Origin of the sequence: Pseudorhodobacter antarcticus (assembly GCF_900110135.1) — a bacterium.
Lineage (GTDB): Bacteria > Pseudomonadota > Alphaproteobacteria > Rhodobacterales > Rhodobacteraceae > Pseudorhodobacter > Pseudorhodobacter antarcticus.
Genome location: NZ_FOCO01000041.1, coordinates 14,779 through 26,979 on the forward strand (window position 1 = coordinate 14,779; position 12,201 = coordinate 26,979).

Sequence of the window (12,201 nt, forward strand, 5' to 3'; positions counted from 1 at the left end):
ACGTAACGCTATCTTCTTATAAGGCTTCCCACGCCATGTCCCGAAAAACGCCCGATCCAATGGTGCCCCCGGTAGAATCCGAAAACGACCGGATGGTCCTTGATGTGATCCGCACTGCCAATGGCCCCCTTGCTGCCTATGATATTCTGGAACGTTTGCGTCCGTCGCGACCCAAAATCGCGCCGCCGACTGTCTACCGCGCGCTTGAACATCTGATCCGTGACGGCCGGGTGCGGCGGATCGAATCGCTGAACGCCTATCTGTCGGCCGGGCAGGACAGCGCGGGTCATTCTGTTGTCTTTGCGATCTGCGACGATTGCGGGCGGGTGCAGGAACGCCACGCCGACGCTGCCGTAGGCAGGCTGACCAAAGCGCTGTCTGTGGAAGGGTTCAAACCGACCCGGCCCGTGATCGAAATGCACGGCCGCTGCGGTGATTGCGACGGGTTGCACGCGGCAGGGGGCAAGGCATGAACGGGTTCAGCCTGATCCTGTCCGGTCTCGGCCTGCGGCTAGCGGGGGCGGCAGTGGTGTCGGGGCTCTTGTGGCTTGCCCTCTGGGCATTGGTGGGCTGAGCGATGCCAGCAATTACCTTTAAAGACCTGACTCTTGGCTATGACCGTCATCCGGCGGTGCATCATCTGGATGCCGTGATCTCTTCGGGCAGTCTGACAGCAGTTGTTGGCCCGAATGGTGCGGGCAAATCGACCCTTTTGAAAGGGATGGTGGGCGCGCTGGCCCCGCTTGAGGGCAGCATCACCCATGCCCGCGACCGCATCGCCTATTTGCCGCAACAAGCCGAGATTGACCGGACATTCCCCTTGCCAGTGCGCGACCTTGTGGCGATGGGCCTGTGGGCCGAGATCGGTGCTTTTGGCCGCCTGCGCCCCGCGCATGCCGACCGGATCGCGGCGGCGCTGTCTGCCGTGGGCCTGACGGGGTTCGAGCGGCGCAGTATTGCGGCCCTGTCTGGCGGCCAGATGCAGCGTGTGCTGTTCGCACGGCTGTTGCTGCAAGAGGCCGATGTGAACCTGCTGGACGAGCCGTTCACCGCCATCGACGCCAAGACCGCCGCCGACCTTATGCAGATCGTGCATCGCTGGCATGGCGACGGGCGCACGGTGGTTGCCGTGCTGCATGACCTTGACGCCGTGCGTGCGCATTTCCCCGAAACGCTTGTGATCGCCCGCGAGTTGGTGGCGCATGGCCCGACCGAACAGGTGCTGACGGCGGAAAACCTGTTCCGCGCCCGGCAGATGTGCGAGGCATTCGATGAAAATGCCGCCGTCTGCCTGCCTGAAACACGGGGGGCCGCATGATCGACGCGCTGATCGCTCCGTTCGTCGATTTCGCCTTCATGCGCCGTGCGCTTCTGGGCTGCATCGCAATTTCCGTAGGCGCAGTGCCGGTGGGCGTGTTCCTGATGCTGCGCCGGATGAGCCTGACAGGCGATGCGATGGCGCATGCAATCCTGCCGGGGGCTGCCGTGGGGTTTCTGGTGTCCGGCCTGTCGCTGGGCGCAATGACCATCGGCGGGCTGGTCGCTGGCATGGCGGTGGCGCTGCTGTCGGGATTTGTGACACGGGTCACGGCGCTGAAGGAGGATGCCAGTATGGCCGCCTTTTACCTCATCAGCCTCGCCGCCGGGGTCATGATCGTCTCGACCCAAGGCAGCAACGTGGACCTGCTGCATGTGCTGTTCGGCACGGTGCTGGCGCTAAACAATGACGCGCTGATCCTGCTGTGCAGCATCACGACGATCACATGGTTCACGCTTGCGGTGCTGTTCCGCCCGCTCATCCTTGAATGTGCGGACCCGCAGTTCCTCCGGTCGGTCTCTACCTTAAGTGCTGTCACGCATTTTGCCTTTCTGGCGCTGGTGGTGCTGAACCTTGTCGCCGGATTTCAGGCGCTTGGCACGCTGATGTCGGTCGGTCTGATGATCCTGCCCGCCGCCGCCGCGCGGTTCTGGGCGACGGGCATCGGCGGCATGGTCGGGGTCGCCATCGTAGCGGCGATTGTGTCCAGCGCCACCGGCCTGCTGCTGTCTTACCATTACTCGCTCCCCTCTGGTCCGGCCATCATTCTGGTTGCTGGGGCCATTTATGCCGCTTCCGTCGTCTTCGGACGCCACGGCAGCCTTATGGCGCGCTACCTGCCGCGCCCTCACCTCGCCTCCTGAAAGGATCCCCCATGAACCGTCGCTTTTTCCTTGGCCTCACCGTTTCCGCACTCGCGTTGCTGCCAGTGGCCGCTGCCGCGCAAGACAAAATGCCGGTCGTCGCCAGCTTTTCGATCCTTGGCGATATGGTTTCCGCTGTCGGCGGTGACCGCGTGGCCGTGACCACAATCGTCGGCGCGGATGGCGATGCCCATGTCTATTCCCCCACACCCGCCGATGCGCAGGCCGTGGCAGGGGCAAAGGTCGTGTTCGTGAATGGTATTGCATTTGAGGGCTGGCTTGATCGGCTGATTGAGGCATCGGAATATAAAGGCCCTGTTGTCATTGCTACAACTGGAATTGAACCGTTGGAGATGGCCGAGGAAGGCCATGACGAGCATGCCGCAGGCGAGAAGCATGCGGACCATACAGAGGGTGAAAAACACCACGATCATGCGGGCCATGACCACGACGATCATGCCGGGCACGATCACGGCGCGTTTGACCCGCACGCTTGGCAAAGCCTTGTCAATGCACGGGTCTATGTTGCCAATATCGAGGCTGGGCTAGCCGCTGCTGACCCGGCTGGCGCTACTGTTTATGCCGCCAATGCAGCAGCCTATGTGGCGCAAATCGACACGCTCGACGCCAAGATCAAGGCTGCCGTCGCCGCCCTGCCGGAGGCCAACCGCTCCGTCGTGACCTCGCATGACGCCTTTGGTTACTTTGGCGCCGCCTATGGCCTGACCTTCCACGCGCCCGAAGGCCTCAGCACCGAATCCGAAGCCTCCGCCGCTGATGTCGCCGCCCTGATTACACAGATGAAGGATGAGGCGATCCCTGCGGTGTTCATGGAGAACATCACTGACAGCCGATTGCTGGAGCAAATCACGTCTGAAACGTCGGCCAAGATCGGCGGCACGCTTTATTCCGACGCGCTGTCTGGCCCCGACGGTCCCGCCAGCACCTACCTGAACATGATGCGTCACAACATCACCACCCTCACCGCCGCTTTGGGAGCCTGAACCATGCAAGACCAAATCCCCGTTACCGTCCTTACCGGGTTCCTCGGCGCAGGCAAGACCACGCTTTTGAACCGCATCCTGACCGAAAACCATGGCCGCAAATTCGCCGTTATCATCAACGAATTTGGGGAAACCGGCATCGACAATGATCTGGTGACCCAAGCCGATGAGGAAGTGTTCGAGATGAACAACGGCTGCATCTGCTGCACCGTGCGCGGCGATCTGATCCGCATTATCGGCGGGCTGATGAAGCGCAAGGGGCTGGATGGCATCTTGATCGAGACGACCGGTCTGGCCGACCCGGCCCCGGTGGCACAGACGTTCTACGTTGACGCTGATGTGGCCGCGCGCACCCGGCTCGATGCGATCCTAACGGTCGCTGATGCGGTCAACCTTGCCACCCATCTGGACGAAAGCCATGAGGCGGCGGAACAGATTGCATTTGCCGATATCGTTCTGCTGAACAAAACCGATCTGGTGGACGCAGGCGCCCTTGCGGCGGTCGAGGCGCGTTTGCGCGCGATCAACCCTACGGCCAAAATTATCCGCACAGCGCGCTGCGATGTGGATCTTGATCAAGTGCTTGGCCTGAAAGCGTTTGAGCTGGACCGCATTTTGGAAATTGAACCCGATTTCATGGAGGGCGATCACGCGCATGAACATGACGACGGTGTCACCAGCATCTCGCTTCATTCCGACGTGCCGATGAACCCGGATGCGTTCCAAAAATGGTTCAGCACGTTGTTGCGAACCCAAGGGCAAGATCTGCTGCGGTCAAAAGGCATCATCGACATGGCGGGCGAGGATGAACGCTATGTCATCCAAGGTGTGCATATGCTGATGGATGGCAACCACATGGGACCATGGCCCGAAGGCAAAAAGCGTGAGACGAAACTGGTGTTCATCGGTCGTAATCTTGAGGCGATGAACCTGCGCGAAGGGTTTGAGGCTTGCAAAGCGGCATGACGATCCTAGACCCCGTGCAGCGCGAAACGGACCCCACCGCGATTGAGGCGGTTGGGCGTTATTTCATCTGTGATGCGGTGCCGACAGGCTTGGTCGCCGTTGGTGACACCGTGGTCGCAGGCTTTGGCGATGGGCAGATCAGGATATTTCGCCCCGATCTGCCGATGCAGGAAGTGCCCGCGCATGGGGGTGCAGTGCTCTGCCTCGCGCGGCACGGCGCGTCCGTTCTGACGGGCGGTGATGACGGGCGGGTTTTGCTGGTGGATATTGCGGGCAACATCACCGAACTGGCCGCTTATGGCGGTCGATGGGTGGATTGTGTGGCTGCCGCCAAGAACGGCACCTGGGCCGCCTCTGTCGGCAAGACTGCGCACGTCTGCGACTCTGAAGGGCGCACCCATGCGCTGGACCACCCCAGCACCGTCGGCGGCATGGCCTTTGATCGGCGCGGCGAGCGGCTGGCCGTGGCGCATTATGGCGGCGTCACTATTTGGACACGTGGGCGGCGCGACTGGAAGGCGTCAACGCTAAAATGGGCGGGCAGTCATGGGGCGGTGACATGGAGCCCAGATAACCGCTTTATCGTCACCTCGATGCAGGAAAACGCCCTGCATGGCTGGCGGCTGCGTGACAAAGCCGACATGCGGATGTCGGGCTATCCGACAAAAGTGAAGTCAATCGACTGGGTTGGCAAAAACCCACACCTCGCCTCCAGCGGCGCACAAGAAGCGATCTGTTGGCCGTTCGACGGGGCCAATGGCCCGATGGGCCAGCGGCCTTTGATGCTGTGCCACGATGGGGACGCATTGGCAACAGCGGTGGTGGGCCTGCCCGGCCATGACGCGCTGCTGACGGGGTTTGAAAACGGCGTTGTGCTGTTCAGTGAACTGGACCCGATTGCCGACCCACGGGTCATCAAACGCCGCAGCGGAGCGGCGGTCACGCATCTGATGGTCACGCCCGACGCCGGATGGATGCTGGCCGCTGCGGAGGACGGATTGGTGCTTTGGGCTCCGCTGGGGCGAGCGGGCTGATGTTCGGCCTGTTCAAACGCAAGCCGCCGCCTGATCCCGAGGTGACAGAGCGTCTGAAACTCTGGGTAAGCGCGCTGATGGGCCTGTCTGATCAAGATACGATCATGCTGGCCGAACTTGATTGCCGTGATCCCGGCTGCCCAGATTTTGAAACGGTGATTACGGTGATGCTTGCCGATCATCGCCGCTTTGTTCTGCGGTTTCCCGGTCCAATGGCCGGGGTGACTGAAACGGATGTGGTGTCGTTGAAACCCTCTCTACCCTCTTGAAATTCAAACACGGAATATGATGCGCTCGCTAAGAAAATGTTCCTTGCAGGACGCCTGCCCCTTTGGCACGGCTTGCGGGTTGCACAAGGATACCGAGGCGCAAGGCTTGATGGGAGAGGCGATGCAGGCATTGCGTGCGGCCTTGCCCTACCTGCGCGCCACCGCAAAGCGCGCCTCATCCCCCAGATACCCCCCCGCGAAAACCACGACGGCCACCAGCCCCACATCCAACGCCCCCGCCTGCGCAGCATAGCCCCCGAACAACGGCAAAGACCCGCTTTTCAACGCACAATATCCGAACAACAGCAGGTAAATCAGTGTTCCGTATTCATTGATAAGGGCGAGCGTTGCTTCCAAACAATGTTGGTTGTCGTGTCTGATTGACCCATTTTTCCATTTGGCGCTGACCCTTCTGAAATGTGATAATCTCACGAAAAGTCGGTGGAATTGTTGAAACCAATAGGTCACGGCGTTTTGGCAAACTGGGTCAAGTTCTCGCAAAATTCAACAACGGCACGTCCGCGTTGCAGAAACTGCTGGTCTTTCACCACTTCGTCCCATCTAGCCATCGCCCTTTTCGATATCTGCGATCCGAGTTCTCAGGCGCGCTGACATGATCACATCCGTGGCGGTATTGGCCGCGAGCCTCTGGAGCTCCCGCAGCACTGCCTCCCCCTGTCCACCTGCTTTAACTCGACAACCCGGTCATAGATTGTCTCGAGCGGTCGCGGATTGAGCGTCACGTGAGGGTCAAGCTTTTCACCGAGTCGGATGATCAGATCGAGTATCAGGTCCGCGACAGGCTTTCCTTTATGCGCTTCCTCGGGCTGGGCCTTGGCGGCCGGGTGCCCCCCTCTCGTGGTTTGTAGGCAAACCACTGCCGGGTGCCCGACGCCAAGACGGTCTGGCTTTATCGCGATGCCTTGGCGCAGGCCGGTAAGGTGGAGGAATTGTTCGGGCTGTTTGACGGTCATCTGGCGCGGCGGGGCTATATTGCGCGGGGTGGGCAGATCCTGGATGCTTCCATCGTGCCGGTGCCGCGCAATCACAACACGCGCGATGAAAACGCAACGATCAAGAAGGGCGAAGTGCCCGAAGATTGGGCCGACAAGCCCGCCAAGCGATGCCAGAAAGACCTGGACGCGCGCTGGACGAAAAAGCACGGCAAGAGCCATTACGGCTACAAAAACCACGTAAACGTGGACCGCACCCACAAATTGGTGCGGCGCTATCACGTAACCGATGCTGCTGTGCATGACAGCCAGGCAGTGGATCATCTGCTGATGCAGGGCAACACCGGGTCTGGCGTGTGGGCAGATTCAGCTTATCGGTCCGAAGAGATGGAAGCCAAGCTGCGCGCGCGCAAACTCAAGAGCCACATCCACCGCAAGGGCAATCGGGGCAAGCCGCTGACCGATCAGGCCAAGGGCAGCAACCGGACCAAATCCACCGTGCGGGTCCGGGTTGAGCACATCTTCGGCGCGCTGGCCAACGACATGGGCGGCACCCTAGTGCGCACCATCGGCTTGGTGCGGGCGAAGGCCAAGATCGGCATGAAGAATCTCGCTTACAATATGCGCCGCCTCGGCCAACTGGGTCGCATCAAGCCACACCCAGCCTGAAAACGGCCGACCAAGGACGCAGATCGCCCTGCGCATCGCGAAAAACGGCCCTGAACCGAAAGTCCGCGAAGCGAAATACGCAGCACATCATCAAACCCAAGGCAACACTCGGTCAGCTGAAGGTCGCTGACGCGCCTCAGGCAAAACCTGCTATGCCGTTGCCGCGAAAACAGTCAAAAATCGAGGTGCCCAAGAGGCGACCTTCACGACAGACTCGGCAACAGTTGTCAACCCCGGCCTATTTGATTGTGGTGGCGGTTCGCGAGTCAGTGCTGTCGGTGAAATTGCATCCGACGATGGGACGGTCTGGACTGTGCCCGCTCCTACGCATTTCGAGACCGCCCCAAAAGCATCAGATCTTTTCAATCAGTGCGGCGGGGCAGAGTTGAACGCGCTGTCCGATCTGGATTTGGCCAGCGTGCCCGTGATCGATGCTGGTGGCGCCGAAGAGTTCACCGCTTACATCTTTGCCGACAATTACTTTGAGCTTTACGTCAACGGCAAGCTGTTGGCTGTCGATCCGGTGCCTTTCACGCCGTTCAATTCCAACGTCGTGCGCTTTACTGCAACGCGCCCTGTAACGGTCGCCGTGATGATGGTCGACTGGGAAGAAAATCTGGGCCTTGGGTCCGAAAACAACCAAGGTAAAGCCTTTCACGCTGGCGACGGTGGTTTTGTTGCCAATATTCAGGACGCCAAAGGCAAAACGGTTGCGATCACTGATGCAACGTGGCGCGCGCAGACATTTTACACTGCACCGCTACACGACCGCGCATGTCTTGTTATCGACGGACAAGCCCGTGACAGCTCTGCCTGCTCGACCGAAGGTGTTGACGACGGCAACGGCTTTTCTGCCGCACATTGGGTTGTTCCCGCTGATTGGATGATGCCCGCCTTTGATGACAGTTTCTGGCCAAATGCCGTGACGTTCACCAACAATACTGTGGGCGTTGACAACAAATCGGCATTTACGAATTTCGTTGATGTTTTCAATACACCGGGCGCTGATGCAGACTTCATTTGGTCATCGAACCTCGTTCTCGACAATCTTGTCTTATTGCGCACAACGATTGATTAAACTGGTTTGAGAGCATTGAAAAATTGCTCCAATGTTCTCAAAAACCGTTCCAAAAACGCTCGATTGTGAATGTTCAAAATGGGGCGTTGTGGAAACGGACATGAATGTCTAGCTCAAGCCACATTTTTGATAGATCAACGACATGCAGAAGTTCGTTGGAATGTGGATATGGCTTTCATTTTAATTCCAGAACGAAAGCCGCGACGACGCGATCACTTTGCCCGCCATTGCTGTGGTCAGCGCCGCCCAATTGACCGATAGGTCATCGTGTGAAGGCAAGGTTTCAAGCGGCGCGCTGAGGGCAAAAAGCTCGATGAAATACTCGTGTTCCGGTTTGCTAGAAAATGAAAACCACGGCTTTGGCGAACAGGGCGGGGTATAGCCCGTCGCATTCCCATCCTTGTCAGAGCCTTCATCGCCGACCGATGCTGGGTTGCCGCGCGGCATGGCGGTCGTGTTGGGCGGGATATTCCACAACAGCCAGTATTGGCTTGGCGGGTTCACGCCTTCTACGGTGCCTTTGGGATAGTGAAACATGATCAGCGCAAGGCTTTGGGTGGCTTCGGGAACGTTCGTCCACGCGAGCGGCGGCGATACGCCATCGCCATTGTCGCGCGAGCATTTCAGATCGCCCGGCAGCGCCGCGCCACTGGCAATTTCAGGGCTGGTCAGCGTCAGCGCATCTTGCGCAAAGGCGGGGCCGCCCGCTGCCAAGCCGATCAGAATTGGCGCGACTGCGATGAGAGGTGCGATTTTCACCGGCAATACTCTCCGGTTTTGACTTCGCCACCATCGGTCACGGTCTTTGTCTCGAAATCATAGCAATCTGGTGTCGTGGCGGGAGTATACCGCATATAATAGGCCTCTCCCTTGTAGGTGTAATCCATGCTGCGCTTGCCCGTGGCATCTTGGGTGAACACAAGGTTTTGCACGCCGCCCAGAGGTGGCACCCCGGATTCTTGTCCGCCGCCAAACCAACCTGGGGCGTCCATAGGTGCCACGCGCGGCAAGTCGCGCATATCGGGAACCTCTCCCATAAGGCATTGAATGATATAGGGGGCCTCGACCGAGGTGTGATAGCGGTAGCCAAAATTTGCATCCGGCTGGCCGTTGCAAACATCCAGCACATCCAAGGCGATATGGCTTCCATCGGGATTATTGTCTCCGTAAATCGGAAAACCGTCATAGGCCCAACCGATGATCGCGGCGTCGCCTTTGTTCTTCATCTGGTCAATCATACAGGTTGGCTTGACGTGATAATGGTAGTCGTTGCCCCGCCCCGCATGACCACCGCAGGCGTCAAGCTGCTCGGTCTGCAACGTGTCGTGCTCGGCCTGTGTATGATACAGATCTTCTACCGTCATCTCGCCACCGCCGGTATAGTCATAAATCGGCACACCGTTGACGGCCACGCCCAAGGCCGCGTCGCGCGTCTGCGGCGTGGTGCCAAGAACTGGCTTTAGCGGGATCGGTGCTGAATAATCCTTGGCTGGCACAGGGATCTGTTCATTGGAGCCGACGATGCCGGTCATGATCGGATGGTCAGGTTAGGTGTTCGAGGTAACAAGCGCCCGCTCACCTTCGCAGGTGACGGTTACCTTGTCGGCAAAGCCCGCCTCGGCGACCGAAGCTTTCACATCGGCGCAATGGTCAGCCGCATCATGGGCAAAGACAGGCTGGGCAAGGACGCAAAGAAGCGGGGCAAATGCAAAGCAACGGGTCATGGGTTTGGCCTTTCGCGGAAGGATCATTCAACGGTCAGACGGCAGAGGACGGTATTGCTTTTCTTGATATCCGGTCCCCAGATGAACTGAGCCTCATCTGCCCATGTAATCTCTTTGTATCCGTCTTTCGGACCGACCTCACGCGCTGAATATAGCGTGGCCGCGGGCCATTTGGAGGCGTCAAACGCGGCGGCATCCCAGCCTGCGGGTTCGGGTTTCGAGTTGAATCCGCAAGGTGCGACGCCAGCGACAGGGTTCGCTTCGCCTTCGCAGGCGCTGTCGAGTGGGGCTGTGTGTGTCGTCTCGCACTGCCAATCTTCATTGCTGACGGCCGCAAGATTTCCCGCCGCGTCCCGTATTTGAAGGATCAACCCGCCATCGCCCATCTGCTGACGGCGCGTGCCGATATATTCGAGCCCGGTGTCGTTTTCCTTGAAATCCTTGGCGACAACGCCGATGACAAAGGGCCGCTCCGCTTGAAACGTAAAGCTTTCCGCGTTGAACGACCGCTCTGTCGTGATTGGCACAGAATCCTCGGCAACCTGGTGGCCGTTGATCCGCATCGCAAACCAGTTATCCGCCCATACATCGGCAGAAAAGGTCTCAGCAGAGGCCGAAGTTGCTGCAGCAATCAGGGCAAGGCTCAATGGGAATCGGATCATATCGCACTCTCTCTTGTCACGGCGTTTGGTATAAACGAAGCCAAGCTAGCTTTCCGTCGCGAGCCGTTTGTTTTTCAAAAATACTATCCGCCAATTTCTGATGAGTGGTCTGGTTTGCTTTATCCTTGAATGTCCGCATTCAGGGCCATCGACAACAGCAAGAATCACTCATGGACCCGGGCCGTGTGGGTTGATTGAATTTCTGAATTGTGCATCCGCACCAAAAACGCTCGACGGTCGTGGCCGACATTAAAACGACACGCGGCATCAATCGAAATGGGCTCCTTCCAGACCTTCGCTACGGCTAGCCCCGAGGTCTGGTGTTCGAACAAAGCGACCTTTGACCCATTCCAGAGCAGTGACTGCTGTCGAGAAACGGGCATCCTAGCGACAGCCGTTTTATCCGTTCAACAAACACTGGTTGTTAAGAGAGTCAGTTAGAGTGTGATACGAACTTACTGAACGCTCGAATAAATCAACGATCACGTTGCCCTACAATGTTCCAAAGGGCACCGACGGCTGCGGACCGAACATCCCCGCGCATGCGTGCGAAATAGACGGCGCGCGGGGCATTTGGAGACAAGGGAATAACACAGACGTTCGCATGGGTTTCGGGCAAGGCACGTTCAGCAATAATCGATACTCCCAGCCCAATTCGGACAAGAGAAAGGATTGATGTAATCTGCTGCACCGTATGCCGAATGTCTGGCACCTGATCACCCTGCGCGAACCACGCCCGAACCAAGGGTTCGCTGCCACCCTTGGTCATTATGAAAGGTTGTGCCGCTAACTCATCAGGACCGACACACGTTTTTCCTGCCAATGGGTGGGCGTCAGATACCAGGGCGACCAATTTGTCAGTCCCGACAGGGACTATTTCAAGATCGTCCGCGGGGTCAACAACCACCCCCACATCGACCATTCCTGCGCGTAACGCGGCAAGGACGTCGAGGTCAGGCACCTCATGTATCTCGACTTCGATACCAGAATGAAAGCGGCGCAAATCTGCGATCAAACGCGGCAGAAGATGTGTCGAGGCCGAAGCCCCAAACGACCCGATCCGCACAATCCCTTTGCGCAGCCTGCGCGCGTTGGTCACGTCATCAAAGGCTTGTTTGCGCAACAGCACATCACGTTCGACATACCGCGCAAGCGCCATCCCTTCATCGGTCAGAACCAGCGGCATCCTGCCACGACGCAGCACTGCGACACCGAGATGATCTTCTAGCTGCGCAATCGCTTTGCTGACCGCAGGCTGCGAGACACCGAGTTTTCGGGCCGCTGCGGATATGCTGCCGCTTTGCACAATTTCCGGCAAAGCACGGCTCTGTTGCACAAATCCCATGAGGGATTCATCTTGTGAATCCAGCATGGTAGCTGTGTGGTATGAGTAAACCCACACCCCTCGCCTACAAGACCAGGAACTGGTCCGCCTATAACGAAGCGCTCAAGCGTCGTGGCTCGCTGACGATTTGGTTCGATCCCACCATGGCCTGGGAGGCTGCGCCGACCGGAAAACGTGGCCGACAGCCCGACTACAGTGACGCTGCGATCCAGACATGTCTGACGATGAAAGTACTGTTCGGCATGGCGCTGCGGCAGACGACGGGGTTTGTCGAGAGCCTCCTGCACCTGATCGACTTGGATTGGGCGGTGCCAAA

The 12,201-nt window shown here is 58.7% G+C and carries 15 protein-coding genes and 1 pseudogene; 10 read left to right on the top strand and 6 right to left on the bottom strand.

Going from position 1 to position 12,201, the window contains the following annotated elements; all coding sequences use genetic code 11:
* Window positions 1–35: 35 nt before the first annotated feature.
* The 7 genes from BMY36_RS15525 to BMY36_RS15555 all read left to right on the top strand — a co-directional run bounded on the left by BMY36_RS15525 (window position 36) and on the right by BMY36_RS15555 (window position 5,454).
* Window positions 36–473: a Fur family transcriptional regulator gene (locus tag BMY36_RS15525; protein ID WP_082224815.1), complete on the top strand. Its 438-nt coding sequence runs from the start codon at window positions 36–38 to the stop codon at window positions 471–473.
* A gap of 104 nt (window positions 474–577) precedes the next feature.
* Window positions 578–1,318, top strand: coding sequence for a zinc ABC transporter ATP-binding protein AztA (aztA, locus tag BMY36_RS15530; RefSeq protein WP_050519409.1), 741 nt, complete (start codon window positions 578–580; stop codon window positions 1,316–1,318).
* Entirely contained in the window at window positions 1,315–2,181 is an 867-nt protein-coding gene (locus tag BMY36_RS15535; RefSeq protein WP_050519408.1) for a metal ABC transporter permease, read from the top strand. Before aztA ends, BMY36_RS15535 begins: the two co-directional genes overlap by 4 nt.
* A gap of 11 nt (window positions 2,182–2,192) precedes the next feature.
* Window positions 2,193–3,185: a metal ABC transporter solute-binding protein, Zn/Mn family gene (locus tag BMY36_RS15540; protein WP_050519407.1), complete on the top strand. Its 993-nt coding sequence runs from the start codon at window positions 2,193–2,195 to the stop codon at window positions 3,183–3,185.
* A gap of 3 nt (window positions 3,186–3,188) precedes the next feature.
* Entirely contained in the window at window positions 3,189–4,151 is a 963-nt protein-coding gene (locus BMY36_RS15545; protein WP_050519406.1) for a CobW family GTP-binding protein, read from the top strand.
* The gene (locus tag BMY36_RS15550) at window positions 4,148–5,185 is read left to right on the top strand and encodes a WD40 repeat domain-containing protein (RefSeq protein WP_050519405.1); all 1,038 of its coding nucleotides are present in this window, start codon (window positions 4,148–4,150) and stop codon (window positions 5,183–5,185) included. Before BMY36_RS15545 ends, BMY36_RS15550 begins: the two co-directional genes overlap by 4 nt.
* Window positions 5,185–5,454 carry a hypothetical protein gene (locus BMY36_RS15555; protein ID WP_050519404.1) on the top strand — a complete coding sequence of 90 codons (270 nt, stop codon included), beginning with the start codon at window positions 5,185–5,187 and terminating at the stop codon, window positions 5,452–5,454. The genes BMY36_RS15550 and BMY36_RS15555 overlap by 1 nt, the downstream gene beginning before the upstream one ends.
* A 147-nt stretch (window positions 5,455–5,601) precedes the next feature.
* Here BMY36_RS15555 and BMY36_RS15560 read toward each other — a convergent pair whose 3' ends face one another.
* The gene (locus BMY36_RS15560) at window positions 5,602–5,811 is read right to left on the bottom strand and encodes a hypothetical protein (protein ID WP_197086052.1); all 210 of its coding nucleotides are present in this window, start codon (window positions 5,809–5,811) and stop codon (window positions 5,602–5,604) included.
* Between the two features lie 398 nt (window positions 5,812–6,209).
* Here BMY36_RS15560 and BMY36_RS15570 point away from each other — a divergent pair.
* A pseudogene (locus BMY36_RS15570) lies at window positions 6,210–7,076 on the top strand (IS5 family transposase); the annotation flags it as partial.
* A 385-nt stretch (window positions 7,077–7,461) separates the two neighbouring features.
* Window positions 7,462–8,154: a hypothetical protein gene (locus BMY36_RS15575; protein WP_175469313.1), complete on the top strand. Its 693-nt coding sequence runs from the start codon at window positions 7,462–7,464 to the stop codon at window positions 8,152–8,154.
* A gap of 180 nt (window positions 8,155–8,334) precedes the next feature.
* Here the strand turns inward: BMY36_RS15575 and BMY36_RS15580 are convergent, their stop codons facing one another.
* The 5 genes from BMY36_RS15580 to BMY36_RS15595 form a co-directional block, all read right to left on the bottom strand.
* Window positions 8,335–8,913, bottom strand: coding sequence for a YbhB/YbcL family Raf kinase inhibitor-like protein (locus tag BMY36_RS15580; RefSeq protein WP_175469314.1), 579 nt, complete (start codon window positions 8,911–8,913; stop codon window positions 8,335–8,337).
* Window positions 8,910–9,686 carry a YHYH protein gene (locus BMY36_RS15585; protein ID WP_231579699.1) on the bottom strand — a complete coding sequence of 259 codons (777 nt, stop codon included), beginning with the start codon at window positions 9,684–9,686 and terminating at the stop codon, window positions 8,910–8,912. Before BMY36_RS15585 ends, BMY36_RS15580 begins: the two co-directional genes overlap by 4 nt.
* Window positions 9,687–9,701: 15 nt before the next feature.
* Window positions 9,702–9,878 carry a hypothetical protein gene (locus BMY36_RS20575; RefSeq protein ID WP_231579698.1) on the bottom strand — a complete coding sequence of 59 codons (177 nt, stop codon included), beginning with the start codon at window positions 9,876–9,878 and terminating at the stop codon, window positions 9,702–9,704.
* 23 nt (window positions 9,879–9,901) lie between these two features.
* Window positions 9,902–10,525 (bottom strand): PEBP family protein, encoded by a 624-nt coding sequence (locus BMY36_RS15590; protein ID WP_231579697.1) that lies wholly within the window; start codon window positions 10,523–10,525, stop codon window positions 9,902–9,904.
* 490 nt (window positions 10,526–11,015) lie between these two features.
* Window positions 11,016–11,885: a LysR family transcriptional regulator gene (locus BMY36_RS15595; RefSeq protein ID WP_175469315.1), complete on the bottom strand. Its 870-nt coding sequence runs from the start codon at window positions 11,883–11,885 to the stop codon at window positions 11,016–11,018.
* A 41-nt stretch (window positions 11,886–11,926) separates the two neighbouring features.
* Between BMY36_RS15595 and BMY36_RS15600 the strand changes: the two genes are divergently transcribed.
* Window positions 11,927–12,201: transposase (locus BMY36_RS15600; protein WP_175469316.1), on the top strand; the 275-nt coding region annotated here is incomplete at its 3' end.

Bases quoted from the DNA above. Each gene is read 5' to 3' on its own strand.
- BMY36_RS15525 (WP_082224815.1), top strand. From the start codon at position 36: ATGTCCCGAAAAACGCCCGATCCAATGGTGCCCCCGGTAGAATCCGAA.
- aztA (WP_050519409.1), top strand. From the start codon at position 578: ATGCCAGCAATTACCTTTAAAGACCTGACTCTTGGCTATGACCGTCAT.
- BMY36_RS15535 (WP_050519408.1), top strand. From the start codon at position 1,315: ATGATCGACGCGCTGATCGCTCCGTTCGTCGATTTCGCCTTCATGCGC.
- BMY36_RS15540 (WP_050519407.1), top strand. From the start codon at position 2,193: ATGAACCGTCGCTTTTTCCTTGGCCTCACCGTTTCCGCACTCGCGTTG.
- BMY36_RS15545 (WP_050519406.1), top strand. From the start codon at position 3,189: ATGCAAGACCAAATCCCCGTTACCGTCCTTACCGGGTTCCTCGGCGCA.
- BMY36_RS15550 (WP_050519405.1), top strand. From the start codon at position 4,148: ATGACGATCCTAGACCCCGTGCAGCGCGAAACGGACCCCACCGCGATT.
- BMY36_RS15555 (WP_050519404.1), top strand. From the start codon at position 5,185: ATGTTCGGCCTGTTCAAACGCAAGCCGCCGCCTGATCCCGAGGTGACA.
- BMY36_RS15585 (WP_231579699.1), bottom strand. From the start codon at position 9,686: ATGACCGGCATCGTCGGCTCCAATGAACAGATCCCTGTGCCAGCCAAG.
- BMY36_RS20575 (WP_231579698.1), bottom strand. From the start codon at position 9,878: ATGACCCGTTGCTTTGCATTTGCCCCGCTTCTTTGCGTCCTTGCCCAG.
- BMY36_RS15595 (WP_175469315.1), bottom strand. From the start codon at position 11,885: ATGGGATTTGTGCAACAGAGCCGTGCTTTGCCGGAAATTGTGCAAAGC.